Raw genomic sequence first — 23,861 nt, 5'->3', positions numbered from 1 at the left:
TGGATGGGGTGTCTGGGCCTTATAGGCTTGGCGGGCTGCACAGCATTTCCGAGTTCGCCTGAGGAGGGCAAGGTGGAGATCCGCAAGATTGTGGATTCCATCGAGTGCGAGCTGGCTGCGGTAGCAACTAGCGACGACCCCGACATCCGCGAGCGCGACATCATGAACTGGGTCGCGGCGACGGACCTTGATCTCACGTTGGTCCGCTCGGTCGGAGCGGACGGAAACGTCAAGGTGAGTGCGCCCGCGGGCCTCGCAGTCCTCTCAGCCACCCCCAAGGTCGGCATCAGCGATACGGACACCAGAATCAACCACATCAAATTCGCCAACTCCTTTCATAAGGCAAAGCGCCGCTATCCTGAGAACTGCAAGGGAGATGATCCGTCCGGCACGCATATGGGCCTGGCGTATTGGCTAATCGGGAGCATCAAGGCCATCGACAAGGAAGACCTGGTCGGCGTGAGCTTCACCAAGCAATTTGAAATCGTGGCGAGTGCCAGCTCGCGATTTGGATACACGCTCGAGCCCGTAACCAATCCCGTTACGGCGGACGCCGGGTTCGGGGGATCACACGATTTGACCAACCGCTTCACGATCGCACTGACGCCGCCGCCGCCGCCGCCGGTGCCGACGAAGCCCGTGCGAGTGGTGGTGACCAATTGGCCAAAGCAACCGGCGCCGCCGCCTCCGGTTCAACCTAAGAACCCGCCGGATGAAAAGAAGACCGGGGAAGGGGAATTCAAGACTCTGCGCGTCCCCGGGGAGACCGACACTAAAGATGGCGCAAAACCTCCGAGGCCTCCGGCACGCAGACCGCAAGCTGTTCAGCCCCAGCAACTCTCGCCTCGACAGCGTGTTTTGCAGGACCCGGAGCTTAACCAAATGCTGCAACGCAAATCGCCTGTCATTCTATCCCCTGAATCCCTCCGGTAGTCCGGCAACACTGGACGACATCACTCGGCGGCCGACGGACTTTCGTGGCCACCAGCGCTCAGCAGACCCGGCCTATCCTTGATCCGCAATTTAGACGCGTGCAAAAGTCTGCCTCTACTAACCAATCTTTTTAAAGACAACAGCTTGGGAAGAAACAAAATGCCAGACCAGATTGAAGAACAGTCGTGGGAGTCATTGTCGGCCGAGTATCTGAAGTCGATCGAGAGTTACGTCGAGAGCGAAGATGGTCTGAAAATCTATGTCGACCCTGTCACCACAGGTATTCTCTTGCTGAATGCGGTTGGAGGCCTGGTCTCGATCATCCGCACCTTTTCCAAAGTGAAGCTTTCCGATGACGTTCTGGAAAACCTCTCTTCAATCATCCGCAGCGTCGACACCATTTTGAAGGAAATCGAGGCGCTGCGCGCCTATATTCCGGTCGCACTCGACGATGCCTTTCGAAAGCGACTCACAATCGACGTGCAGACACAGATCGACCGCTTTTCTATCGAAATAGCGGATCTTTCAGATTCCGACATCAACAAGCTCAGCAAGGCATCCCCTCATTTTCACAAGATCGAGCAGATTGCCGAAGATCAACTCCAGAACGCACTCAACTTGAGAGGTTATGGATATCCGGGATATTTTGCAGTCGCCACGGCCGCAATATCCTACCTGTCCATTGCGGCCGCTCTGAAGATATCCGCGGCCAAAGCGAAAGCATTCAACACCCAGATCGGGACCTGGTTCGCACAGTGCATCGATCCCAATCTCGCCGGCTCGGCCGCAGACGTTCGAAACCGACTCACGAACGATGCCAACAACTGCAAGAATATGGTTGATGGCCAGCCCAGGTCGGTTTGGCTGGGCTACTATACCCGATCCGAATTAGTGATCGCCCGTGGCGGCGAACTCGGCCCGCCGGACAGACCAGATCGACCGGAGCGCCGCACACGCTTTGTGAATTGGTACGCCACCCAGTCGGGCAGTTTCGACGCAGGACTGAAGTGGGATCCTCAGCAGGAAGTCAGCGATCGTCCCAATCCACGCGGCTGGCCCCTCATCCCGACCGAAAGCAGCACAGATCTCCACAACGGCGATAACTCAGCTTACGCGCGCTGCGTCAACAACATTGAGGGCATCAACGGCGTAGGCGGCTTTCGTCGCTATGTTGACCAAGGCAAGGATCTTTTTGAGAAGGCCAAACAGACGGAGGCAACGATCGCGACCATTAAGGAGCTTGCCATGCGCGTCGACAAGGCGACCTCTTCTTTCAAGTGAAGCGAAACACCCAACTACGGGCCTCCGCGAGTTCATGCTTGCGGAGTCCCAGCTGGTTGGCGGCGGCTGCCGATGTTGGAGTTTAGAGATTGTGAGGCGCCATTTAACATAACGAAGATTATGCGAGGCAACTTATTGATCTAAAACGATTGTGACTATTCTATACGGCGAGGTGCGAGTATCGCACATTGTTGGCTGGTGAAAAATGACTGTGATTTTAGCCTCTGAGCTGAGACCCGGTGACGGATGTCTTCCGATCGACGCCGACTGGCAAGAATTACAGCCGTTACGCTGCGCCGACTATTCTAGCGACGAGGTGAGACTCCACTCAACTCGAACCCTGCAGGAGTTTATTCTACCGCGCAACACGCGTGTGTACAGAACGCCGTTTAGTCTAGCATCATTGGAGACCGCCAACAGCGAAGAACGTGAGCTGGCGTCAAAGACGCGTCACATAAGCCGCAATTTCATTGCTAAGCACGGCAAGTCAGTTTCCCTCGACGACATGCTCGCGGAGTTACAAAAACACTTCTCGCAGGAGCAGATGGAAGAGGTCGTGGGATGCATAAAGTGGAGTGTTGCTATCGGCAGCTACGAGGTGGCCGCCAAAGGAAAACGCGATAAGCTAATCATCAAAATGTCCGAGGAAAATTACGCTCGAGAACGCGAGGCGCAATATTCCTCCGGTTTTGCCGATGAGTTGGAAACCAGTGCTGCTCGTGTAGAAGGGCTAGTTCGGCATTGGCCCACTGTGGGATCATTTAGAGAGGAACTGCTTAGGACCCTGCTGCAGAACGCGGTACCTGATCGTTATCACGTCGCAACCGGTTTTTTATATGGGTGCGACAGTCAGTTTGATATCATCATCTACGATAGAATTGAATACGCTCCAAGATTTCGTGCGGGGGATCTAGTGGTGATCGACCGTCAGGCAGTCAAAGCCATCTTCGAAGTAAAAAGCACGCTAACTGCAGCCGTATTGCGTGAAGCCCTCGATCACCTGGATGCTGCGGACCCGTCGATGGATATCGATGCGCCACCAATTTTCAGAGGGGTGTTTGCCTATAAGAGCACGATTCGTACAAAGAAGATCCTGAGTGTCATGAAAGAGGTTTATGGTCCGGAAGGCTTCAACGGGGTAATGCTATCGACACTCCGGCAGATAGTGACCACTGTATGTGTACAGAAAGCAACGCTTGTACTGTCAGGAGTCATGCATAGCAACAATAAGCGGCTTGTCCCGTCACTGAGGGTTGTCGAAAGCAGTCTCGGCAGAACGCCTCAGGTTGCATTGATGTTCGACGTGCTTCGCAGCTACCTGCGCGGACCTGGACCAGCGATTACAGACACTCTTCCACTTAGCTGGCCGCTATTCCCCGAGCTGACCTATTCGGTAGAACCCGTGTTTGACGGTGTGTGGGGGCCGTACTTCCTTGAGGACGACCAGCCCGAAGGCATTGCAGACCTCTATGCCGAAGCGGATGCGCTGCGTCGATGGAGCGATGGCGAAGCCTGGCGACTAGGGGAGTTGAGAGATCTCCATCGGTCTAAACGCAGGGCTATCTGAGCCTTGCGAGCATTTGCGTGTCGAGCATCAATCTGACTACAAGAACAGAGCGGTTCAGGTCCTGCGCTTTTAGGCAAAAGGGGCTGTCGAGCACGATGAACGACCCGGCCGCGGCGTCTGAGCAGATAACCAGTATTATCGCGTTGAAGTCTGGCGAACCGTCTTCGAATCCATATGTGAACGCTCAAGCTGGTAGCCCTTGACGATGTCCTCGTTGGGCACCTCATGACCCGTGTCGGCATCGACCTTTAGGTACTTGATGCGGTGGCCGGTCTGCCGGTTGAGCTGGTTGAACGAGATTTTCTCGCTCTTTGCCGAGAGCGTGAGGCGCTGCGGAAAAGCGCTTCAAGTGCAGGCACGCAAAGTTGAGCTGGCTCAAAGCGAACCCGATCGACAGGCGTAGAGTTGAAAGCGTACCGAGCGGCATGAGCGCGCGCTCCGGTGCCGTTACGGTTGCGGAGACCCGGACTCCTAGGCACTCCGGGCTCCGTCCCATTTGTTGCGACGGCAGAGACGACTCGGCTCGGAGAGCGACGCGCGGCAGGCTCGATGGAACCAAGCCCGGGACTGCGGGTTGAACGGCGAAAGCGTCGGATCAGTTTGAACACGATCGGCCTCGGCAGCAATACGGTTGCCGGGGCCGATTTGCGTTCCATCCTATTCTTCGCTCGGCGTGGCGGCGACGTCTCCTGGCGCGAGCAGGCTGAGCGCGGTCTCGAGCTGAGCGAGTAGCCGTTCGATTTCCTCGCGTTCGTTGGGTCCGGGATCACTTTCCAGCTGCTCCATGAGCGCCTGCTTGCGCGCAAGCAGTTTTGCGACGGTCGACATCGCACCTCCCCCGCGTTTGGGAACTGCAAAGAAATTGGTGCGCCGCCGACGAACTTGCCACCCTAGCGCAATCGGGCAGAGCCCTGAGCACAGCCGTCGGATTTCCGCTGCCGGCCGCAGCCCGCTACGTCCGGGCTCCTGCTGCAATACAGCCGAGAAAAATTCTCACCCATCTCCTCGCCTCTTGACCTCTTCGCCGTCCGACATTGAAATCCCACTCTCGGTGATGTTGCGGGGTGGCGTCGTGAAGAGTTCTACAGAGGCTTCGCGCAGCGGGCGCGCGATCTGGCGGACAAGGCGGATCCGTTCACCAGGCGGCGGCTGCTCGATTTGGCCCAGCGGTACGATCTGAAGAGCAGCGGATCGACCTCCGGCCGGACGCCGGCGCCCAGGCGATGCCGCCGACGATGCTCTCCTCGGGATCATCAGAGGCTTGATTTAGTCCTCCCCGTCCTTCGTGTCCGGCGAGGCATCGCCGCTGCGCTCGTACTCTTCCGCGAGAGCCGTGAGCCGCTCGACGACCTCCGGGTCGGTGATGGCGGCAGCCAGGCGCCGGCACCTCCGGGCTTCATCGAGCAATCGGGTCTTCTCGTCTTCCATGGCCTTTCCAGCCCGCTTCTTCCGCGCGGGTTGCGCCTTCCTCCGCTGCCGCGTGCGTCAGCCGTCCTTCAGAGCGTCCTTCACTTCTCTTGCCGGCCAGCTCTCGCCGGCGGGCCTGACGCGCACCTTCCCGCTGCCCCCGACCAGCTCGTGCGTGGCCACCTCGTCCTCGGCTTCCACCACCATCAGTTCGGTCTCTGGCTTCCAGTCGAGCGTCAGGTCGAGATCGCCCGGAAAGATCTGCCAGCGCGAGCCGTCCTCGAGCTCGACGATGTGGCTCTCGGAGTGCGAGCGGATCTTCATTCGAGGCGTCCCTGAGGCCAAGGCCCGCGGCCGCTATTTCCGCCCGGCGGGCACCTGGGCATTCGAGTCGTTCGGGTTCTTCTGCTGCTTGTTGGCTTCATGATGCCCGATCACGCAGCCCGCGGCGGCACCAAGCTTGCCGTGCCCGGCCATATGGCCCGCAACGCCGCCGACGATAGCGCCCTTGATGCAGCCCATTGCGTTCGCCGGTGAAATCGATGCCAGTGCAACCAGGCACGCAGCGGCAAGGATGGGTTTCATGAACGTCTCCACTCCCGGGTTGACCTTTGATCCATCAAGTCGGCCGAGCGAGGCGCGTTCCGAGGGCCGCCACTGTGCGCCGGTCCAGTCAGGCAGCGTCTCGCCTGCGACCGGCGAGATACGGCCCCGCAACATGGCGGAGCCGTCCGGCTTCCTCGCTGCCGCAGCGCGAGCAGCGGAAGGATACCTCAGGCTGAGCAACCATGCTTCTCTGCGCGCTCACGGCCATCGGCCACGCACCGCATCGGGGACACTTCACCAGCAGATCGTTCGTTTCCAACATCGCGACGGCTCCTCAGTACGCCCCACAGCTCCGCCAACGACCAGAAGAATCCCCCGTTCCCTGCGCCTCGCGCAGGACTGAATAGCCGTTAGCTTCGAGCCGACCGAGCCCCCTTTTGTACCAAATGATACAAACGCCTGCCGTGGCCGTGCTATCGCGGCCGAAAGGGGCTCGGTCGCGTGGTAGATCGTCTGAAGGACTCACTCGCCGGCTTTGAGCCGCCCGCCTGCGTGAACTGCAGGGTCGAGATGATATGGATAATGTCGACGCTGGTTCGCCAATCCTCCGCAAGCACGATATTGCATCGCTTCGTCTGTCCACGTTGCGATGGCGTGGACGACGTAGAAACCGAGTTCAAGCCGATACGCGTTCTCCCCGACAAGCCGATGAAACGGCGCCGCGCGGCCAACGCGGCTTGAGACGCGTAGGCAGTGGGGAGCGCACGTTGTCGATCGGAACATCGAGGCCCGAGGGCACGTTGCTCCGATATGGAAGCCTTTCTGCACCGCCTGTTGACGGCCAGGTCGGACTTTCCGATCTGGGTGCGCTACACCTTGACGCTCGGCCTGGTGGGCATCGCGTTCATCGCCCGCGTGATGCTGGATGATCACCTTCGGTCCTATCCCGTTCTACTGTTCATTCCGGCCATCTTTCTATCCTCCGTCCTGTTCGATCGCGGCAGCGGTCTCGTGGCGACGACGGCAAGCACCGTGCTCGCCGCCGTCTACTTGGTCCCGGGACCCCCATCATCTGCTGCGATCCCGCTTGTCCTCTTCGTTCTGACGGGCATCTGCATCTCCGCCGTCACCGAGCTGCTGCGCCACACCTTGAGGAAGCTTTCGGAAGCAAAACTGTACTCGGAAGTCCTGCTGCAGGAGCTCGCACACAGAACCCGGAACGATCTCGCCACGATCATGTCGATCCTCCGGCTGCAGGCCCGCTCCGAAAGCGATCCGGCCGTACAAATGGCGATCGCGTCGGCGGTGAGCCGGGTGGACGTGGTCGCGAAGGTCCACGACCGCTTGCGCGATACCGCCGACAGCAGCCGCATCGCGCTCGCGCCGTACATCCAGTCCCTGTGCGGGAGCCTCGCCGACTTCCATCGCGGCGTCCGCGCCATCACGATCGGCGTTCGCTGCGACCATATAGAGGTGCGAAGCTCGCAGGCGGCCTCGATCGGGCTGATCGTCAACGAACTCGTGACGAACTGCTTCAAGTATGCGTTTCCGGAGGGGCGCAGCGGCGCAGTGCAGGTTGACGTTCGCGCCAGGAACGGCCACGTCCTAGTGACGCAGGATGACGGCGCGGGCTGTCCGGCCGAAGTCAAGAGCGGGCTAGGCACCCGGCTCGTCAGCCTTCTCGCGACGCAGATGAAGGGCACCGTGGTGAGACGGCCTCTTCCGCAGGGCTGCGAGGTGCAGGTCTCCCTCGCACTCGACGCCTGACTCCCGCGCGCATCAAATTGAAGCTGGCCGGGACCGCAGACCGGTTGTCATAGACCGTGGAGAACGACCCAGCCATTGACCTGCGGCGGAGACCCGCGTGGCAAGCAGGCTGATCCGGAGGTCGGCGACGCCTCACGATCTGAGGGGCAGGGCGCTCCGTAGGGCAGCCGCTGCACCGATCCCAGCGACTCGCTGCCAACCCCCGGCCGCGGCGGCAGGACGGAACGATTCCGGCGGTGCGCGTTGAGTCCGCATGTGTGCCGTGGCGTTGCGTCAGTCTCGTTCGGGAGTACCGCGCGTTGCCGGCGCGCGCAAAGCTGCTATTCCAGGTTATATCGAGCCGTGTGATCCCACGTTGCGCGAGAAACCGCCACGTGGTCAGGATTGGGTCTACGAAATCAAGGCCGACGGCTACCGTGCGCAACTGCATCTGGAAGCTGGCGATGTTACCGTCTATTCGCGCACGGGGCTCGATTGGACCGAGCAGTTTTCCTCGATCGCAGCCGCGGCTCGCGAGCTGAAGGCGAAGAGCGCGATCATCGACGGTGAGGCCGTCGTCTACGGCCGGGGCGGCCTGCCCGACTTCCAGCAGCTTCGGCGCGAGCTCGGGCGCAAACGCAGCGAGCGTGTGCGCTATCACGCCTTCGATCTCCTGCACCTCGACGGGTACGATCTACGCGGGGCGGCGTATGAGGATCGCAAGCAGTTGTTGCACGAGCTTCTGAAGACGGCGCCGGAGACCTTCGTCTACGTCGAGGCTCTCGAGGCCGACGGAGACAAGGTCTTCTTGAAAGGTTGCGAGCTCGGCCTCGAAGGTCTGGTCGCCAAACGGCTCGGCCAGCCCTACCGCTCGGGCCGGCAGGAGACCTGGATCAAGCTCAAATGCAAGAAGAGCGAGACGTTTCCGATCGTCGCGTTCGTCGAGAAGCTCGGAGCTCACCCGCGCAAGATAGCCTCCCTTTACGTGGGCCGCCGTGAGAACGGCAAGCTGCTCTACGCGGGCAAGGTGCGCACCGGCTACACGGAGGCAGCCGCGCGCGAACTGCGCGAGCGGCTGGATCCGCTGATCCGCCGCACATCGCCGCTGGACGTCAAGGTCAAGAAGCCGAAGGCCGCCTGGGTCGAACCGAGCGTGAATGCCGAGGTGGAGTATGGCGCGTTGACCGACGATGGCCTGCTGCGAGAGGCCGTGTTCAAAGGACTTCGGGACGACCTCGCGGTGCGTAAGGTGAAGGCGCCGCGTCTGGTGCCCTCGTCCCCCGGACGGCCGAAGCTGGGCGTTCCCAAGGAAAACATCCTGCAGCTTCTTCCCGACGCGGTCGCGCCTTCCAAGGAGGAACTTGCCGACTACTGGGAGCGAGTCTGGAAGAAGGCGCTGCCGCACCTGGGCCACCGGCCGCTCAAGATGGTGCGGCACGTTCACGGCACCACTTTCTACCATAAGGGACCGCTTCCGAAGGATATTCCGGCAGCCGTCCACCAGCTTCGCATCCAGAAGCGCGAGGGAGGCCAAGGCACGCGCCTGTGGATCGACAGCCTGGATGGCTTCCTTGGCCTGGTGCAGATCGGAGCCGTCGAGCTGCACCCCTGGAATTCGACGATCGAGGATATCGAGCGCGCCGACCGCATCGTCATCGACCTCGATCCCGGCGACGGCGTTGATTGGGAGCAGGTCGCTGACACCGCGCTCGAACTCCGGGGCTTCATGAGGCGCGAAGGACTGGAAGCCTGGCCTAAGCTGACCGGGGGCAAGGGTATCCATCTGGTGGCTCCGCTCGATGAGCCGATGCTGCACGATCAAGCGCATCGCATCGCACGCCACCTCTGTTCCGACTTTGCCGCGCGCCAGCCCGAGCGCTACCTTCTTTCGGCGCAGGCGAGGCGCAGCGGCCGGATCTTCCTCGATTACCTGCGCAACGGGCGCGGTACGACCGCCATCGGCACCTATTCGCCGCGAGCGCGCCCATCCTTTCCGATCGCTGCGCCCGTCACCTGGGCGCGCATCGAGAATGGCGTCGGGCCGGACGCATTCACGATGGACAGCCCATTTCGGGTGAAGCAGAGGAAGCCCTCATGACGGACGCCTTCGAGCGTTGGATCGAATGGACCAAAAAAAAGCCCGGCGAAAGACCAGGGCTCCCGTCCGAGATCCACGCCACTCTCGCCTCTCTTCCTCGAGAGGATCGTGTCGACCGGCAGAAGGTCAACGCCGCCGTCGAACATCGGGCCGAGCTGACTCGGACCGGAAGGACGGCCTGGCTTTATCTCAACGACTACGAGCATGGAAAACAGCGGAACGTCGGCGATCCGGAATGGGTAAAGGTGTTCGCGTCGGCAGAGGCGGCCGACCGATGGTTCGACAAGCACGATCCGGAGGGCGTTGCCTGGGAATACGAGGTCGAAGGCGGGCAGCGGCAAACTTCCGTTTGGATCCATCTAGCCGATGAGAACTCCCGAGCGATCGGCGACGCCTCCTGGGCCAAGCTCTTCGCCTCCAAGCAGGCCGCCGACAATTGGCTCGAGCAGAACGCTCCCAACGGTAGGGCCTGGTCATATCCGGTCGACGATTAAACTGAGCACAAAGCGCGCGGGCATCGGTTGGTCCGGGGCGAAGCGGCAGCCCGCAGCAGGGCTCTAATGGGCCGATGCCAGCCGAAAAGCCCGTGAATCACTTGTTTTTCAAGTACCTCCTGACGAGATATCGTGCCAAGCCATATCCATGCCTCAGGACACGACGAATCTGGCCGCGATGGCGGAGGCCTTGAGCCGGTCGGCGGACTACCGGGTGCTGCGGCGCCTGGTGCCGCGGCCCGCGTACCAGCCAACCGTCGGGCAGGATTGTAGGACGGGCATCCTTCTGGACACCGAGACGACGGGCCTCGACCACGCCAAGGACGAGATCATCGAGCTCGGGATGGTTAAATTCGACTACGCTGCGGACGGGCGGATCATCGGTGTCCGAGACACCTTCTCCGCCTTCAATGAGCCTAGTGCGCCGATTTCCGCGGAAGTGACGGCACTCACGGGCATAACCGAAGACATGGTTGCCGGTCACAAATTCGACGATGCCGCCGTCGCGGCCTTCGCCGAAGACGCGGTCATAATGATCGCCCATAACAGCGCTTTCGACAGGAAGTTCGTCGAGCGCTACTGGCCCGTGTTCGAGCACAGGGCCTGGGCCTGCAGCATGAGCGAAATCGACTGGCGCAAACACGGCTTCGCGGGCTCGCAGCTCGGCTATTTGCTCAACGGCGCCGGCTACTTTCACCAAGCGCACCGGGCGGTCGACGACTGCCACGCCCTGCTGGAGGTTCTCGCCTTCGAATTGCCGACGGCCGGCTCGCCGGCGCTGTCGCTCCTGCTGGAGACCGCCCGCAAACCGACGATGCGGGTGTGGGCGGAGCAGACCGCGTTCGAGCTCAAGGACTCGCTGAAGCGGCGAGGCTATCGCTGGAACGACGGGAGCGACGGGCGCCCCAAGTCCTGGTTCATAGACGTCCACGAGGCCGCTCTCGACGACGAGATCGCCTTCCTTCGTACCCAGATCTACATGCAGGACGTCGAGCCAACCGTGCAGAGGCTGACCGCCTTCACGCGGTTTTCCGGCAGGATTTGATGGAATCTAGCGGCCGAGGCGCTTCTCGACGCGCTTGCGGGAATTCCCGACCTTCTTGACGGCTTTCTTCACCGCCGATGCCGAGCGGCCGGTCTTCTTCGCTTCGTAGCGGACTTCATAGTCCTGTCCCTTGGCTACCCGCGCTCGGTCCTGTTTGCGCCCTCGCGCGGTCTTCTTCTTCGCAGCCATCGGCTACTCCTATCGCGAATGATTAATGAGGGTGCAACGCCGCCAGGATTCGCAGGTTCCGCACCGTTTCTTACCTGCCGGCTGACGGCCGGGATGTTGCGGCGAGTGCCGTTTATACGGCCCATGAGCTGCTCGCCGCATCTCCCGCAAGCTGGAGGCCCGCTTCCGAACCATAGACGACAACGGACGTTAGCGAATCATGTCAGATGCCTTTGATTATTTCCGTGCCTATGCCGTCCGGGCTCTGTGCAAGGCCCGCTCGATGCCGCAGGGCAAGATGAAGCACCTGCAGCTTGTGGTTGGACGAATTTATAACCTCCTGAAGAAAGAGGCCGCTTACACTCCAAACATGCAGCACCTCGAGGACTTCCGCGCAGCGCAGAAGCTCGAGAGGTCTCTCGATCGGGAGCCTGACGTGGTCGCGAGCGCTCGACATCGTGTCACTCCACCCGGATCGCCGCATATGGCGCGGGAGGCTCATTGAGTGTCAGCCCTCGATACCCGCGCGGTAGCAGGCCTCCTTCGAGAATATGCGCAGCGCAGCGCCTTGCGCGGCGGCAATCCGTACCGCGTAAAAGCCTACTCTCGGGCCGCGGATAGCCTGGCGGCTCTTGCCGAGCCGCTCGATGTGCTCATCGCCGAAGACCGGCTCACCGAGATTCCGGGCGTCGGCGATGCTATCGCCGACATCATCGCCAAACTTCACAAGACCGGCAGTCATCCCAGCCTTGATAAGCTGCGGAAGGAATTTCCGGAGGGCGTGCTCGAGATGCTCGCGGTGCCTGGCCTTCGCCCGGAGAAGGTGCTGCGACTCTACAAAGATCTGGGCATCGCCTCGCTCGCGGAATTGGAGACCGCGGCGAAGGACGACCGCATTAAGAAGGCCAAAGGCCTCGGGGCCGCCTTGCAAACCAAGATCCTGCAGAATCTGGCGATCGCAAAGAGCGGTGAAGGCCGTCTCCACCTACACCGCGCCGCCGCGCTGCTCGCGCATGCGAAGGACTCCATCGAGAAGTCCCGCCCCGAACTCAAGCGTGTGACGATCGCCGGCGATTTCCGCCGCGGCTGCGAACTCGTCGGCGATCTCGCGATCGTTGCGGAGGCTGCCAAGGCGGACAAGACATCGAGGCCGTGGTCCGACGGGCTGCAAATCCGAGTATCCGACCGCAAGCACTTCGGCGCCGCGCTTTTGTTCGCGACCGGCTCCGCCGCCCACATCGAGCAGCTCCGGATGGTGGCCGCCGAAAAGGAGATGCGGTTGGACACCGACGGCTTGCACAAGGGGCGCACCTTGATCGCCGGCGAGGAGGCGGAGATCTATCGCGCGCTCGGTCTGCCCTTCATCGAGCCTGAGCTCCGGGAGGGCCGCGGCGAGGTCGAACTGGCTCTGAAAGGCAAGCTCCCGAAGCTCGTCACCGACCGGGACCTGCGCGGCATTCTCCACTGCCACACCGATGCCTCCGACGGCGCCGAGACCCTGGAGACCATGGCGAAGGCGACGCGCCAGCGAGGCTTCGAGTATTTCGGGGTGGCCGATCATTCCAAGTCAGCACACTACGCGGGAGGCCTCTCGGTCGAGCAGATCGCGCAGCAGCACCGGGAAGCTGACCGCCTGAACAAGCGCTTCGGCAAAGACTTTCGGATCCTCAAAGGCATCGAGTCGGACATCCTGGCGGACGGCTCGCTCGACTATCCGGGTGACGTGCTAGAGCGTTTCGATTTCGTGGTCGCCAGCATCCACGGCCGCTTCAAACTGGACCGCAAAGCGCAGACGCAGCGACTGCTTCGGGCCATCTCCGATCCTCACACCACCATCATCGGCCACATGACTGGGCGGCAGCTGCAGCGGCGGCCCGGCTACGAGATCGACGTCGAGAAGGTGCTGCGCGCCTGCGCCAAGCACGACGTCGTCGTCGAGATCAATGCCCATCCATGGCGCCTCGACCTCGATTGGCGCTGGCACCAGGCTGCGCTCGAATTCGGCTGCATGCTGAGCATCAATCCGGACGCGCACTCGATCCCCGAACTTGACAACATGCACTGGGGCGTCCTGATGGCCCGAAAAGGCGGCGTCCCGGCCGACCGGGTCCTGAACGCGATGAAGCTTCCCGAGATCACGCGCTACTTCCGCCAGAAGCGGCGCTCGCTCCCCCGCGCCGCCTGATGCCGCAGGCGCACGATCTCTCGCTCGATGGAAGGGTGGCGGCGGTCGCCGCCGATCCTGGGCACCACTTCAGCAAACCGGTTCAGGACGGCATCGTACTGGTGGAGGGCCACGGCGTCCAAGGCGACGCTCATGCCGGCCCCTTCGTTCGGCACCGCTACCTCGCCCGCCGCAGGCCACGCCTACCCAATCTCCGGCAGGTCCACCTGACTCCGGCCGAGCTCTTTGCGTCCCTCTCGGAAGCCGGCTTCGAGGTCGCAGCCGGGGACAAGGGTGAGAACATCACAACGACTTGCCTCGACTTGGAGCGGATGCCGCTCGGCACCTTCATCGAGTTGGGTCCCTCGGCAATCGTCGAGCTGACCGGTCTCCGGACGCCGTGTGTCCTCATCGACCGCTTCCGGGCCGGCCTGAAGCGACAGGTGCTCTCGTCGGCGGAAACGGGCCCACCGTTCAAATCCGGGGTGCTGGGCGTGGTCCGGGCCGGGGGAACGGTCGCGGCTGGTGATGCGGCGCGAATTCGCCTGCCGTCTTCCTCGTTTCGGCCTCTGCCGGCCGTGTAGAAAGATCCTACCATGGCCCGCAAATCGACTCTGCCTCTTCGCCTGCAGCCCATGCTGGCCACGCTGACGGATGCGCCGTTCGACGATCCCGAATGGATCTTCGAGGACAAATTCGATGGTTTCCGCATGGTCGCGGAGATCCGGCGTGGTCGGGTCGCGCTCTATAGCCGCAACGGGAAGATCATCAGTCACTCCTACGTGGAGGTCGCAAAAGCGCTAGAGGGCGTGAAGGCGGACGCCGTGATCGATGGCGAGCTGGTCGCGATCGGCAAGGACGGCGCATCACATTTCCAATTGCTCCAGAACGCCCTGCGCCATGAGGCCAAGCTCTTGTACTGCGCGTTCGATCTCATGTTCGCGGACGGCGAGGACCTGCGAGCACTGCCGCTCCTCGAGCGCAAGAAGCGGCTGAAGGCCATCCTGCCGCGCCACAAGCTGATCGCGTTCAGCAACCACCGCAAAGGCAATGGAACGACGTTCTTCGCAGAAGCCGAGCGAAGGCATCTCGAAGGCATCATGGCCAAGCGCGCCGACAGCCCGTACGCGTCCGGACGCCGGACCGCCGACTGGCTGAAGGTGAAGGCCGCGCAGCGGCAGGAGGTCGTCATCGCCGGGTTCACGGCACCGAGGCGGACCCGGCCCTTCTTCGGCGCCCTTGTGCTGGCGGTACGCGAAGGCGAAGCCTGGCGGTACATTGGCCACGTCGGCACCGGCTTCAGCCACCAGGTTCTCGGAGAGCTTCACGGCAAGCTCCTGAAGCTCAAGACGCCCAAGTCGCCCTTTCCCGCCAAGGTAAAGGATGAGCAGGTCACGACCTGGGTCCGTCCTTCACTGGTCGCAGAGGTGAAGTTCGCGGAGTGGACCAGCAAGGGAGAGCTGCGCCAGCCAGTCTATCTTGGCCTCCGGTCCGACAAAAAGGCCAAGGACGTCGTTCGCGAAAAGAGCTGGTCGCGGGAATAGTGCCGTCTAGACGAAGCGATCGACCTGTTCAGCCGGCGGCTCGCTCGGATGCAGAAGGCCACGGCGGCAGGGGCGGCAACCCGAGAACCTTGCGTACTGGTCCGAACGACCGACGGTGAGCTGCGCATGCACCGAGCCTGGCAAGAGCTTCATAGTGAGCCGGCACGGGGTAACCCTTGTGATCCGCGAAGCCGTAGCCGGGGTGAAGAATGTCGAGAGTTCGCATGACCGTGTCGCGCTCGACTTTCGCGAGGATCGAGGCCGCGGCGATACTGGCGGACTTGGCGTCGCCTTTGATGATGGCTTGCTGGGGGATGTCGATTTCCTTCAACCGCTTCGCATCGATCAGCAAGTGCTGCGGCGTCAATCCCAGCCCTCGGACCGCACGCTGCATGGCTCGGATGCCCGCCCAGTAGATATTGATCGCGTCGATCTCCTCGACTTCGACGAACGCCACAAACCAACTCTCGGCCTTTTCCTTGATCTCCTTCGCGAGTTCTTCGCGAGCCGAAGCGTCGAGCTTTTTCGAGTCATCGATCCCAACTATCCGCGTGCCAGGTTTCAGGATCACCGCGCCTGCGGACACTGGCCCCGCAAGAGGGCTCATTCCGGCCTCGTCCACACCTGCCACGGCATGATGGCCGCTTTCCCAGAGAGAGGCCTCGAAGCGGAGCATCTTGCGGAGGCGCTGCCCTTCGGACCTGTTTTCGAAGCGGCGTTTGTCGATCGAAGCCAGGATGGCACGTGCACCCGCGCGGCCATCAGCCCGCAGGATCTGCTCGACGCTGGCCTCGAGTGGTCGTTTCTCGACGACATAGCGCTGACGCAACACATCGAGCGAATATTGGGACATCGCGGCCTTCGCACAGACTAATTGGGAAAGCGTGTCCGTAAACTTTGTGGCGATTGTCTGAAGTTAGGGCGTTGCCGCCATCGTCAGCCTGCGCAGGCCCCGTCGAGAGGAACCGCCCGCTCTAGCTGGGGGCCGGTATTCTGCGCCGCTACTGATCTGCATCTACGACCCGCATGTCTCCAAACGGAACCAACCGCTGTCTTCATTCCTTTAGAAAGGAGTGGAGCCTCGCTCCCAAGGTGCTTCCGAGGACAGGCCCATGCTCCGAGAGACTCGCAACGAAGAACAGGTTCTGGACCGCACCGCCGAGGTCGCAGCCACCATTGCGGAAGAAGGCCTCCGCTATGTCAGCGACTCCGCGCCCGGTTACACCCGCAAGCGGACGGGGACTACCTTCAGCTACTACGACAAGGACGGGAAGCGCATCACCGATGACGCCCTTATCCAGCGCATCAAGTCCATCGGTATCCCGCCGGCCTATGAATCCGTCTGGATCTGCCCTTCGGCGAACGGCCACATCCAGGCGACCGGGCTCGATGCGCGGGGCCGCAAGCAGTACCGCTACCACTCGAAATGGCGCGAGCTGCGCGACCAGAACAAGTACGAACACATCGTCCAGTTCGCTGCCGCGCTGCCCGCGGTGCGCGACCGTGTCGCGGCCGACATGAAGCTGGAAGGGCTACCTCGCGAGAAGGTTCTGGCCACGATCGTCAGCCTTCTAGAGAAGACTTTGATCCGAGTCGGCAACGCCGAGTATGCCGAGAAAAACAAGTCCTACGGACTCACCACGATGCGACGAAAGCACGTTGCGGTGGGCCGCGGCGTCCTTCGGTTCGACTTCACGGGCAAGTCGGGCAAACAGTGGAAACTTCGCGTCGAGGACAAGCGGATTGCCGCCATCGTGAAGCGCTGCGCGGAGATCCCAGGACATGAGCTCTTCAAGTACCTGGACGACGACGGACAGCCGCGTACCGTCGATTCCGGCGACGTCAATGCCTACATCAAGGACATCACAGGCGAGGACTTCAGCGCAAAGGATTTCCGGACTTGGGCGGGGACGGTTATGGCGGCGTTGGCGCTGACCGAGTTCAAGAAGTACGACAGCCAGGCCGAGGCGAAGCGCAACGTCGTTGCCGCGATCGAGAGCGTCTCGAAGCAGCTCGGCAACACGCCCGCAATCTGCCGCAAATGCTACGTGCACCCGGAAATCCTGAACGCCTACATGTCCGGTGACCTCGTGAGCATGATAGAAGCCAAGATCGCTCGGAAGTTCAAGCGCCAGTACGCCAAGCTCACGCCGGACGAGATCATGGTGCTCGCATTTCTCCGCAATCTTCTCGATTCTCTGAAAGCTCCCGCCTAAGCTTCCGCTCACAGTCGGCATTAGGGCCTTTTGTTAACTGCTACGGTTCCGAAGTTCTTCCGATTTCTGGAAATCCGCGCGAACTGCTCGAGCGAGATTTGAGCGGAGGACATCGTCAAGCGCGCTCAGCAGATCATTGCCTTGAATCCTTGGGAAACTTCGTCCCGGACTGCAAGTTCGCCTGGTCGAGAAGACTTGGCGCTCTTGGAGATCGGTTGAAAGAGAAGTTCGGTGTACTTCAAAGCTCGCTGGGGCTTTTGGCGGGCGCATGGTGCCATGATGGAACTCGCTCCTTACCTAGGCGCGGCCACCTCGCGTCCCTTCCCTACATTCCTCAAGTTCGAAAGGCGTGGCCGCGCGGGCCCGCTGGCGACCTGTCGTCGGGCATGCTGTCGTCGCTCACCATGGCACTGATCCTTTGGATGATCTATGGCTTCATCCGAAGTGATTGGGTGATCGTTTGCGCCAACGTCGTCGGCGGCTCGCCGGCACTGTTCTCGCATGCAAGGTGCGGGATACGAGATAGCAGCCAGCGGTTGGTGTTTAGGCAGAGCAGCTTACGTTGGAAGTGACAACTTCTAAAGGGCTCGTCAAGCCAAGGAACACTCAACCGCCCCCGGTGTTTGATCCGCATGCGCTTTAGGCGCGAGGCTCTCTCGAGCCGGAGCGGCCCCAGCCCTGGGTCACTGATCCAGGCCTGGGGTCGTTTGCGCGCTCAGTCGAAAAAGCTCCGTTTGGAAAGTAAGCCGCCTGACCATCTTGATCTGTACACGTGCCAAAGAACAGGTGATCTCACTCGGCGGCGCCCCAGCCGTCCAGACAACGACTGGCACTTTTTCGCAGCTCAGGCTGCCTCCGCAAAGGTTCGGTTCAACTGCTCGAAGGGAATTTATTCCGAGGAGTGGGACTTCTCGCGCTGGACCTGCGGTCATCAGACCATTCCCGAGCAACTGTATTGCTCCACCGAGCACTGAAAAAACATTAAGTCCCGCCTTCTGTTGTATACGACGGATCCTGATCGTGCCATGGCATCGGTTTCCGCATTGCTCGCGTCCGAAGCAGCGATTTATCCTTGGAAGGGCCGACGGATGCTGAAGCTAAAAAATATGGGGATGGTCAAAGCAACGTTCTCGAGGCGGACACGGCCGTTCAACGATCCACCTCGCCGAACACAATATCCAGCGATCCCAGAATCGCGGAGACGTCGGCGAGTAAATGACCCTTGCAGAGGAAATCCATGGCCTGCAGATGCGCAAAGCCGGGAGACCTGATCTTGCACTTGTAGGCCTTGTTGGTCCCGTCCGAGACCAGGAACACGCCGAACTCGCCCTTGGGAGCCTCGACCGCGACATAGATCTCGCCGGCAGGAACGTGAAACCCTTCGGTGTAGAGCTTGAAGTGGTGGATCAGGGCCTCCATCGAGCGCTTCATCTCGCCGCGCCTTGGCGGCGCGACCTTGTTGTCCTGCACCAGAACCGGACCACGCCCGTCCGGAGATTTCAGCTTCTCGATGCACTGCTTCATGATGCGGACTGACTGCCGCATCTCCTCCATGCGGATGAGATAGCGGTCGTAGCAATCGCCGTTCCGGCCGATCGGGATGTCGAAGTCCATCTCGGCATAGCAATCGTAAGGCTGCGCCTTCCGCAGGTCCCAAGCCGCGCCCGAGCCGCGCACCATCACGCCCGAGAATCCCCACGCCCAGGCCTGCTCCAGCGTCACCCTGCCGATATCGACATTGCGCGCCTTGAAAATCCGGTTGAGCGAGAGCAAGCGGTCCAGATCATCGACGACCCGCAGGAACGGATCGCACCAGGCTTCGATATCGCCGATCAGCTTCGGGGGAAGATCCTGATGCACCCCGCCGGGCCGGAAATAGTTGGCATGCATCCGGCTGCCGGACGCACGCTCGTAAAACACCATGAGCTTCTCGCGCTCCTCGAAGCCCCACAGCGGCGGCGTCAACGCACCGACATCCATGGCCTGCGTCGTGACGTTCAGGAGGTGGGACAGGATACGGCTGATCTCGTGATAGAGCACCCTGATGAGCTGTCCGCGGCGCGGCACTTCGATGCCCATCAGTCTTTCGATGGCAAGGCAGAAGGCATGCTCCTGCGTCAGGGGAGCGACATAGTCGAGCCGGTCGAAATACGGAATGGCCTGTACATAGGTCTTCTCCTCGATCAGCTTCTCGGTGCCTCGATGCAGCAGCCCGATGTGGGGATCGACGCGCGCGACGACTTCGCCGTCCAGCTCCAGCACGAGCCGCAGCACGCCATGGGCGGCTGGGTGCTGAGGACCGAAATTGATGGTGAAATTTCTCAGGCTGGGAGACTGTTCGGGCATGCTGCTTCCGGTCGAAATGCTGCAGCGATCACCCTAACGGCGATCCGTCGGAGGCGACTTCACACAGGTTAAGCGCAGGCCCGAATGCTTCAGAGTTGGCGTGCCGTCCTCCGGCTTGGAACGCAGCCTCCTCAGCCGCGTTCAATGTCGAAATAAGCATCGTTTGCTGATAGCTGCCGCCACTCTGTCGTTCACGGCGTGCCTCGGCTCTTCCACCTCGGCGACGGCGCAGGATCGCTATTGCCTCCAGGGTCGGACCTGGGGCTATCCGGGTTTCGCCAGTTACGCTCAATGCATGGCGACCGCCTCGGGCACCCAGGCCCATTGCGACATCAACCCTCGCTATGCCCAGGCCCGCCGTAATACCGATAAGCACCTTCCGCTAAGGCGAGCCGTGCCATCGACCCCGAGCGATCGGTGACCGCCGTCGTCTTCTCCGGCGGCCTCGGGCTCGGAGCCTATCACGGCGGCGGGCCCTCACGGCTCTCACGCCGAGGATCGACTGGGTGGCGGGTTCATCGGCGGGCGCGATCACGGCGGCCCTGATCGCGGGCAGCTCAAGCGCCGATCGGCTGCAGAACTTGCAGAGCTATTGGCATGCAGGCGGCTGGTCAGCAAAGACGAGCGACAGCCGTCATCTCCTCGCGTGGATGAGCTCGATCAGCACGCGCCTGTTCGGCCATACCGGTTTCTTCCATCCGCGGCTTCCCGTTCCGGCCTCTCACTTCGGCGGCCTGTATGATCTCAGCCCGACACGCGAACGGCTGCGACAGCTGATCGATTTCGACCGGCTGAACGATGGTGATCCCGGCATCACGATTTGCGCCACCGACGTCGAAAGCGGCGATGTGGTGCTATTCGACTCGCCGTCCGGGCGGATCGAATTGGATCACATTCTTGCCAGTTGCGGATTCCTTCCGGATTCGCTCCGGTGCGGATTGCCGGCCGCTCGCTGGGGGACGGCGGATTTTCTCTGAACGCGCCGTTCGATCCGATCCTCGAAACTCCCGACGCGCTCAGGCTCTATGTCTTCGATCTCTTTGCACGTGACGGGAAGGTCCCCGACGGTCTCGAGGCCGCGGCCGAGCGCAAGAGCGATCTCACCTTCGGCAACCAGACCTTTCAGCGCCTCGGCCCCGCGCTGGAGGCGCGGCAGCTCCGCGCCGAGCTTCAGGGACTTGCTCGGGACGATCAGGTGTATCTGCTCAGCTATCGGCCGGGCCGCGAGGAAGCCGGTCCAGAGAAATCCTTCGACCTGTCGGAAGCTGCCATGGCGCAGCGCTGGCAGGCCGGCGTTCTGGACATGCAGCATGCCGCGGGCCTGGCTCCTGTTTGAAACGGAATCTGCAGCGTGCGGCGATAGCGACATTCCTGTAACTGCGGCGAACGGCGCGGCTCTAGATCTACCGGTCGAGGCGCTGGCGAATGTCGCGCAGAAACCGCGTCAGACCATCATCGGCGGTCATGCCAGCCGTCGGCGCAATGGTCGTGATGCCCCAGTTCGCCAGTAGGGCTTCCTGCACCGGATTGCGCTGGGCGACAAATACAAAGGATTTCGGCCGGTCCTGGCGGTGCCCTGATTCATCCCAGATCTGCCAGATCCGGTGCAGCAGCAGCCTTATGTTTGGATCCGACATGCTGTAGCCGACGAAGAGCAGCGTGCTCCCCAATGCCTCGGCGCGAAAGCGAATATCGAGCGGAGAATTGAATGAGAGCCGGTTGAGAAAGTCGGTCTCGGTCAGGACGAGCGAGTCGTCGTCTTCGAAGTCGCCGTGGAACTTGATGATGTGCGTGACGCCAAGCCCGGCGCTCGCGATCTCCTTCGCGCTGCTGATCTTCGCGTAGGGCTTCTTCAGGACATCGAAGGCGGTCTCGAGGTTGCGGTCGTAGTTCGTCGTGTAGATGACGGGAAATCGAGCTCGACGATGATCCGGTGCAGCTCGGAGGCAGCGATCCGCTCGGGATCGACGCGCCAATTGCGATCGAGCCAACTGCGGAGCGGGCCGATGCCGCCACGCTTCAGCCGGTAGTACTCCGCAAGCATCTGGTAGCCGCCGTGCATTCCATCGACGACATCGTGTTCGAGACCGAGATCGTCCAGCAGATGCTCGATCAGGGACTGCCAGGATGGCAATCCTACCGCCATCGAAACGCCGGCGCCAACGAACAGGACCGCACGGCGCCGTTCTATCGCCGTGGCCAAGACTTCGTGAGCTGGCCGCTCCTCGGATGTGAGTCCTGTCGGTCGTTGATCCGTCTAGGTGGAATGATCGGGTCGGACGCGGGTTCCTAGATCAGGGTCACATCCCCTGCCGCTCGACAGCAGAGACACACTCTTTTCGGTTTGCGCCGCGAAGCTGGCAATCAAGCGCCGAAGCTCCGCTTTGTGAACCAGGCGCGCTGCCGTTTCCGCGGAGACCCAGATCGCCTGCCGCTCACCCTTTTCAGGCCACCAGCGCTCCTGACCGTGGACCTTCATGGGGAAGACGGCCACGTTCATGGTCCGCTTGCGGTCGCCCTTCCGCTTGCGATGCTTGAAGCTGCCCATTGCGCGAGTCGCTATGATTCCGACGAGCCCCGCCTCCTCGTAAGCCTCGAGCGCCGCCGTGTGATGCGGCTTCTTGTTGCGCATTGCGGATCCCTTCGGGACACTCCATCGGCGCTTGCGCCTGGTCGTAATCAGCATCACGCGCAGCTCGGCGTTGTCCAGACGAAATGGTAAGGCAGCGAACTGCTTCTTTCCCATCAGCACCTCCAATTCGGCGTTTGTTAAGCGAACGCCGCAACCATGGTTCCTGTGCACGCGGCGCTCAGAACTTCCGCTCGACCATCTTGAGGCGCAGGGCGGCGATGGCTTCTCCGGGATTAAGACCCTTGGGACAGGCCTTCGCACAATTGAGTATGGTATGGCAGCGATAGATCCTGAAGGGGTCTTCGAGCATGTCGAGCCGCTCGCCCGTCGCTTCGTCCCGGCTGTCGTTGATCCAGCGCGCGGCCTGAATCAGGGCCGCCGGCCCTAGAAAGCGCTCGGAATTCCACCAGTAGCTCGGGCAAGACGTCGAGCAGCAGGCGCAGAGAATGCACTCGTACAACCCATCGAGCTTTGCCCGGTCCTCGTGGCTTTGCCGCCATTCCTTCTGGGGCTCGGGCGAACGGGTCTGCAGCCATGGCTCGACCAGCGCAAGCTGCGCATAAAAGTTCGTGAGATCAGGGACAAGATCCTTCACCACCGGCTGGTGCGGCAAGGGCAACACGCGCAGCGGCTCACCTTGCGGAAGATCCTCGCTCATGGACTTGGTGCAAGCCAGCGTGTTCTGGCCAGCGATGTTCATAGAGCAGGAGCCGCACACGCCCTCGCGGCAGGATCGCCGGAAGGTCAGCGTCGAATCGACGTTGTTCTTGATCCAGATCAGGCCGTCCAGCACCATCGGTCCGCAATCGCCCTGATCCACGAAGTAGGTGTCGAGCCGGGGATTGCGCCCATCGTCGGGATTCCAGCGATAGACGTGGAATTCGCGCAGGCTTGCGCCGCCCGGCTTTGGCCAGATCTTTCCCTGCTCGATGCGGGAATGTCTCGGAAGCCTGAACTCGACCATGCTCTTCTCCTCCGTCAGACCGGCGCGAAGCAGCGCAATTGCAAGAGTTCATCCGCCGACAGACCGAACAGGATGACGCGAAACGCCGGTGCTGTTGCGAGCACCAGCAGCAGCAGAAAGATGCCGTAGACCAAAGCTGGCGGCGTGCTTCTAACGAGCTTGTAGACTGCCTTGCGCATGCTCTCTCTCCGCTCCCGCACGCGCCATGGCGGCGCCCATCACGGCCATCGCAGCCCCCCACAGCAGAAAGCCGAGATCCCAGAAGATGCGCTGGCCTTCGGGCGCCGTCTCGTTGACCTGATGCAGCCTGAGGATCTGGTGGTCGATCACGCCCTCGACCAGGTTGAAGATCCCCCAGCCGAACAGGATCAGGCCGAGACATTGCCGACGTGACCATTGCAGCTCGCGCCTGCGTGCCTGCTGCCACAGCAAATAAAGAGCGGTAAGCACCGCGACATAGGTGCCGCTGTGGAAGAGGCCGTCCCACGTCGTGTTCAACCTGATATTCTCAATGGAGTCGAGTGGATACCAGCCGCTTAACATATGATGCCATTGCAGCAGCTGATGAAAGACGATGCCGTCGAAGAATCCGCCGAGGCCAAGTCCGAGAAGAACACCGGCGGACGTCGGGAAGCTGTTCGGTTGAGTGTGTTGCATGTGGTGAACTCGTGCGCGGCGCGGCACTTTGGATGCCCAAACAAGCCATTGCG

At 61.5% G+C, this 23,861-nt stretch carries 27 protein-coding genes and 2 pseudogenes; 16 read left to right on the top strand and 13 right to left on the bottom strand.

What is annotated here, in order from left to right; translation table 11 throughout:
* The first annotated feature begins 72 nt into the window (after positions 1–72).
* From AB7M16_RS16665 to AB7M16_RS16655, 3 genes are all read left to right on the top strand, one after another.
* Entirely contained in the window at positions 73–933 is an 861-nt protein-coding gene (locus AB7M16_RS16665) for a hypothetical protein (protein WP_453944544.1), read from the top strand.
* 159 nt (positions 934–1,092) lie between these two features.
* On the top strand, positions 1,093–2,214 hold the full coding sequence (locus tag AB7M16_RS16660) for a hypothetical protein (RefSeq protein ID WP_453944543.1): 1,122 nt from the start codon (positions 1,093–1,095) through the stop codon (positions 2,212–2,214).
* Between the two features lie 403 nt (positions 2,215–2,617).
* On the top strand, positions 2,618–3,781 hold the full coding sequence (locus AB7M16_RS16655) for a DUF6602 domain-containing protein (protein ID WP_453944542.1): 1,164 nt from the start codon (positions 2,618–2,620) through the stop codon (positions 3,779–3,781).
* 180 nt (positions 3,782–3,961) lie between these two features.
* Here AB7M16_RS16655 and AB7M16_RS16650 read toward each other — a convergent pair.
* The 5 genes and pseudogenes from AB7M16_RS16650 to AB7M16_RS16630 form a co-directional block, all read right to left on the bottom strand.
* A pseudogene (locus AB7M16_RS16650) lies at positions 3,962–4,099 on the bottom strand (Ku protein); the annotation flags it as partial.
* A 339-nt stretch (positions 4,100–4,438) separates the two neighbouring features.
* Entirely contained in the window at positions 4,439–4,609 is a 171-nt protein-coding gene (locus AB7M16_RS16645) for a hypothetical protein (RefSeq protein WP_453944541.1), read from the bottom strand.
* Between the two features lie 438 nt (positions 4,610–5,047).
* Positions 5,048–5,209 (bottom strand): hypothetical protein, encoded by a 162-nt coding sequence (locus AB7M16_RS16640; protein WP_453944540.1) that lies wholly within the window; start codon positions 5,207–5,209, stop codon positions 5,048–5,050.
* Positions 5,210–5,266: 57 nt separating this feature from the next.
* Positions 5,267–5,512, bottom strand: a complete 246-nt coding sequence (locus tag AB7M16_RS16635; RefSeq protein ID WP_453944539.1) for a hypothetical protein — start codon at positions 5,510–5,512, stop codon at positions 5,267–5,269.
* Between the two features lie 33 nt (positions 5,513–5,545).
* Positions 5,546–5,773 carry a hypothetical protein gene (locus tag AB7M16_RS16630; protein ID WP_453944538.1) on the bottom strand — a complete coding sequence of 76 codons (228 nt, stop codon included), beginning with the start codon at positions 5,771–5,773 and terminating at the stop codon, positions 5,546–5,548.
* An 837-nt stretch (positions 5,774–6,610) separates the two neighbouring features.
* Here AB7M16_RS16630 and AB7M16_RS16625 point away from each other — a divergent pair.
* From AB7M16_RS16625 to AB7M16_RS16610, 4 genes are all read left to right on the top strand, one after another.
* Complete coding sequence (locus AB7M16_RS16625) at positions 6,611–7,501, top strand: sensor histidine kinase (RefSeq protein WP_453944537.1); 891 nt, start codon at positions 6,611–6,613, stop codon at positions 7,499–7,501.
* A gap of 253 nt (positions 7,502–7,754) precedes the next feature.
* Positions 7,755–9,578, top strand: a complete 1,824-nt coding sequence (gene ligD, locus AB7M16_RS16620; RefSeq protein WP_453944536.1) for a DNA ligase D — start codon at positions 7,755–7,757, stop codon at positions 9,576–9,578.
* The gene (locus AB7M16_RS16615) at positions 9,575–10,072 is read left to right on the top strand and encodes a hypothetical protein (protein WP_453944535.1); all 498 of its coding nucleotides are present in this window, start codon (positions 9,575–9,577) and stop codon (positions 10,070–10,072) included. The genes ligD (AB7M16_RS16620) and AB7M16_RS16615 overlap by 4 nt, the downstream gene beginning before the upstream one ends.
* Positions 10,073–10,220: 148 nt before the next feature.
* On the top strand, positions 10,221–11,117 hold the full coding sequence (locus tag AB7M16_RS16610; RefSeq protein WP_453944534.1) for a 3'-5' exonuclease: 897 nt from the start codon (positions 10,221–10,223) through the stop codon (positions 11,115–11,117).
* 6 nt (positions 11,118–11,123) lie between these two features.
* Here AB7M16_RS16610 and AB7M16_RS16605 read toward each other — a convergent pair whose 3' ends face one another.
* The gene (locus AB7M16_RS16605) at positions 11,124–11,306 is read right to left on the bottom strand and encodes a DUF3606 domain-containing protein (RefSeq protein ID WP_085352473.1); all 183 of its coding nucleotides are present in this window, start codon (positions 11,304–11,306) and stop codon (positions 11,124–11,126) included.
* A gap of 199 nt (positions 11,307–11,505) precedes the next feature.
* On the opposite strand from AB7M16_RS16605, the gene AB7M16_RS16600 reads away from it, so the two are divergent.
* The 4 genes from AB7M16_RS16600 to ligD (AB7M16_RS16585) are packed head-to-tail and all read left to right on the top strand — an operon-like array spanning position 11,506 to position 14,993.
* Complete coding sequence (locus AB7M16_RS16600; protein ID WP_453944533.1) at positions 11,506–11,790, top strand: hypothetical protein; 285 nt, start codon at positions 11,506–11,508, stop codon at positions 11,788–11,790.
* Positions 11,791–13,470, top strand: a complete 1,680-nt coding sequence (locus AB7M16_RS16595) for a PHP domain-containing protein (protein ID WP_453944532.1) — start codon at positions 11,791–11,793, stop codon at positions 13,468–13,470.
* Entirely contained in the window at positions 13,470–14,033 is a 564-nt protein-coding gene (locus tag AB7M16_RS16590; RefSeq protein ID WP_453944531.1) for an MOSC domain-containing protein, read from the top strand. The genes AB7M16_RS16595 and AB7M16_RS16590 overlap by 1 nt, the downstream gene beginning before the upstream one ends.
* A 12-nt stretch (positions 14,034–14,045) precedes the next feature.
* A complete protein-coding gene (gene ligD, locus AB7M16_RS16585) occupies positions 14,046–14,993 on the top strand; it encodes a non-homologous end-joining DNA ligase (RefSeq protein WP_453944530.1) in 948 nt (315 codons plus the stop codon).
* Positions 14,994–15,021: 28 nt separating this feature from the next.
* On the opposite strand, the gene AB7M16_RS16580 is transcribed toward ligD (AB7M16_RS16585), so the two are convergent.
* Positions 15,022–15,846, bottom strand: a complete 825-nt coding sequence (locus AB7M16_RS16580) for a ribonuclease HII (protein ID WP_453944529.1) — start codon at positions 15,844–15,846, stop codon at positions 15,022–15,024.
* A 220-nt stretch (positions 15,847–16,066) separates the two neighbouring features.
* Here AB7M16_RS16580 and AB7M16_RS16575 point away from each other — a divergent pair, with 220 nt between their 5' ends.
* Together AB7M16_RS16575 and AB7M16_RS16570 are read left to right on the top strand one after the other, a co-directional pair.
* Entirely contained in the window at positions 16,067–17,209 is a 1,143-nt protein-coding gene (locus AB7M16_RS16575; RefSeq protein WP_453944528.1) for a DNA topoisomerase IB, read from the top strand.
* 215 nt (positions 17,210–17,424) lie between these two features.
* Entirely contained in the window at positions 17,425–17,781 is a 357-nt protein-coding gene (locus tag AB7M16_RS16570) for a SemiSWEET family sugar transporter (RefSeq protein ID WP_453944527.1), read from the top strand.
* A 577-nt stretch (positions 17,782–18,358) separates the two neighbouring features.
* On the opposite strand, the gene AB7M16_RS16565 is transcribed toward AB7M16_RS16570, so the two are convergent.
* Entirely contained in the window at positions 18,359–19,555 is a 1,197-nt protein-coding gene (locus AB7M16_RS16565; RefSeq protein ID WP_453944526.1) for an NADH-quinone oxidoreductase subunit D, read from the bottom strand.
* A gap of 169 nt (positions 19,556–19,724) precedes the next feature.
* Between AB7M16_RS16565 and AB7M16_RS16560 the strand changes: the two genes are divergently transcribed.
* From AB7M16_RS16560 to AB7M16_RS16550, 3 genes are all read left to right on the top strand, one after another.
* Positions 19,725–19,976, top strand: coding sequence for a DUF3551 domain-containing protein (locus AB7M16_RS16560; RefSeq protein ID WP_453947204.1), 252 nt, complete (start codon positions 19,725–19,727; stop codon positions 19,974–19,976).
* A gap of 85 nt (positions 19,977–20,061) precedes the next feature.
* On the top strand, positions 20,062–20,532 hold the full coding sequence (locus tag AB7M16_RS16555) for a patatin-like phospholipase family protein (protein WP_453944525.1): 471 nt from the start codon (positions 20,062–20,064) through the stop codon (positions 20,530–20,532).
* A complete protein-coding gene (locus tag AB7M16_RS16550) occupies positions 20,487–20,891 on the top strand; it encodes a hypothetical protein (protein ID WP_453944524.1) in 405 nt (134 codons plus the stop codon). Before AB7M16_RS16555 ends, AB7M16_RS16550 begins: the two co-directional genes overlap by 46 nt.
* 67 nt (positions 20,892–20,958) lie before the next feature.
* On the opposite strand, the pseudogene AB7M16_RS16545 reads toward AB7M16_RS16550, so the two are convergent.
* The 5 genes and pseudogenes from AB7M16_RS16545 to AB7M16_RS16525 all read right to left on the bottom strand — a co-directional run bounded on the left by AB7M16_RS16545 (position 20,959) and on the right by AB7M16_RS16525 (position 23,808).
* Positions 20,959–21,758: pseudogene (locus tag AB7M16_RS16545) on the bottom strand (SIR2 family NAD-dependent protein deacylase).
* 54 nt (positions 21,759–21,812) lie between these two features.
* Positions 21,813–22,301 carry an NUDIX hydrolase gene (locus tag AB7M16_RS16540; protein WP_453944523.1) on the bottom strand — a complete coding sequence of 163 codons (489 nt, stop codon included), beginning with the start codon at positions 22,299–22,301 and terminating at the stop codon, positions 21,813–21,815.
* Positions 22,302–22,365: 64 nt separating this feature from the next.
* Positions 22,366–23,151, bottom strand: coding sequence for a succinate dehydrogenase iron-sulfur subunit (locus AB7M16_RS16535; RefSeq protein WP_453944522.1), 786 nt, complete (start codon positions 23,149–23,151; stop codon positions 22,366–22,368).
* 14 nt (positions 23,152–23,165) lie between these two features.
* On the bottom strand, positions 23,166–23,330 hold the full coding sequence (locus AB7M16_RS16530) for a hypothetical protein (RefSeq protein WP_453944521.1): 165 nt from the start codon (positions 23,328–23,330) through the stop codon (positions 23,166–23,168).
* Positions 23,302–23,808: a DUF2243 domain-containing protein gene (locus tag AB7M16_RS16525; protein WP_453944520.1), complete on the bottom strand. Its 507-nt coding sequence runs from the start codon at positions 23,806–23,808 to the stop codon at positions 23,302–23,304. Before AB7M16_RS16525 ends, AB7M16_RS16530 begins: the two co-directional genes overlap by 29 nt.
* Positions 23,809–23,861 lie beyond the last annotated feature (53 nt).

The sequence above is a fragment of the Bradyrhizobium sp. USDA 372 genome, assembly GCF_053629095.1.
This window is presented reverse-complemented; position numbering and strand designations above follow the sequence as displayed.

Coding starts and splice junctions, on each gene's coding strand:
- AB7M16_RS16660 (WP_453944543.1), top strand. CDS start 1,093: ATGCCAGACCAGATTGAAGAACAGTCGTGGGAGTCATTGTCGGCCGAG.
- AB7M16_RS16645 (WP_453944541.1), bottom strand. CDS start 4,609: ATGTCGACCGTCGCAAAACTGCTTGCGCGCAAGCAGGCGCTCATGGAG.
- AB7M16_RS16640 (WP_453944540.1), bottom strand. CDS start 5,209: ATGGAAGACGAGAAGACCCGATTGCTCGATGAAGCCCGGAGGTGCCGG.
- AB7M16_RS16635 (WP_453944539.1), bottom strand. CDS start 5,512: ATGAAGATCCGCTCGCACTCCGAGAGCCACATCGTCGAGCTCGAGGAC.
- AB7M16_RS16630 (WP_453944538.1), bottom strand. CDS start 5,773: ATGAAACCCATCCTTGCCGCTGCGTGCCTGGTTGCACTGGCATCGATT.
- ligD (WP_453944536.1), top strand. CDS start 7,755: ATGTGTGCCGTGGCGTTGCGTCAGTCTCGTTCGGGAGTACCGCGCGTT.
- AB7M16_RS16615 (WP_453944535.1), top strand. CDS start 9,575: ATGACGGACGCCTTCGAGCGTTGGATCGAATGGACCAAAAAAAAGCCC.
- AB7M16_RS16610 (WP_453944534.1), top strand. CDS start 10,221: ATGCCTCAGGACACGACGAATCTGGCCGCGATGGCGGAGGCCTTGAGC.
- AB7M16_RS16605 (WP_085352473.1), bottom strand. CDS start 11,306: ATGGCTGCGAAGAAGAAGACCGCGCGAGGGCGCAAACAGGACCGAGCG.
- AB7M16_RS16600 (WP_453944533.1), top strand. CDS start 11,506: ATGTCAGATGCCTTTGATTATTTCCGTGCCTATGCCGTCCGGGCTCTG.
- AB7M16_RS16590 (WP_453944531.1), top strand. CDS start 13,470: ATGCCGCAGGCGCACGATCTCTCGCTCGATGGAAGGGTGGCGGCGGTC.
- ligD (WP_453944530.1), top strand. CDS start 14,046: ATGGCCCGCAAATCGACTCTGCCTCTTCGCCTGCAGCCCATGCTGGCC.
- AB7M16_RS16580 (WP_453944529.1), bottom strand. CDS start 15,846: ATGTCCCAATATTCGCTCGATGTGTTGCGTCAGCGCTATGTCGTCGAG.
- AB7M16_RS16565 (WP_453944526.1), bottom strand. CDS start 19,555: ATGCCCGAACAGTCTCCCAGCCTGAGAAATTTCACCATCAATTTCGGT.
- AB7M16_RS16540 (WP_453944523.1), bottom strand. CDS start 22,301: ATGGGAAAGAAGCAGTTCGCTGCCTTACCATTTCGTCTGGACAACGCC.
- AB7M16_RS16535 (WP_453944522.1), bottom strand. CDS start 23,151: ATGGTCGAGTTCAGGCTTCCGAGACATTCCCGCATCGAGCAGGGAAAG.
- AB7M16_RS16530 (WP_453944521.1), bottom strand. CDS start 23,330: ATGCGCAAGGCAGTCTACAAGCTCGTTAGAAGCACGCCGCCAGCTTTG.
- AB7M16_RS16525 (WP_453944520.1), bottom strand. CDS start 23,808: ATGCAACACACTCAACCGAACAGCTTCCCGACGTCCGCCGGTGTTCTT.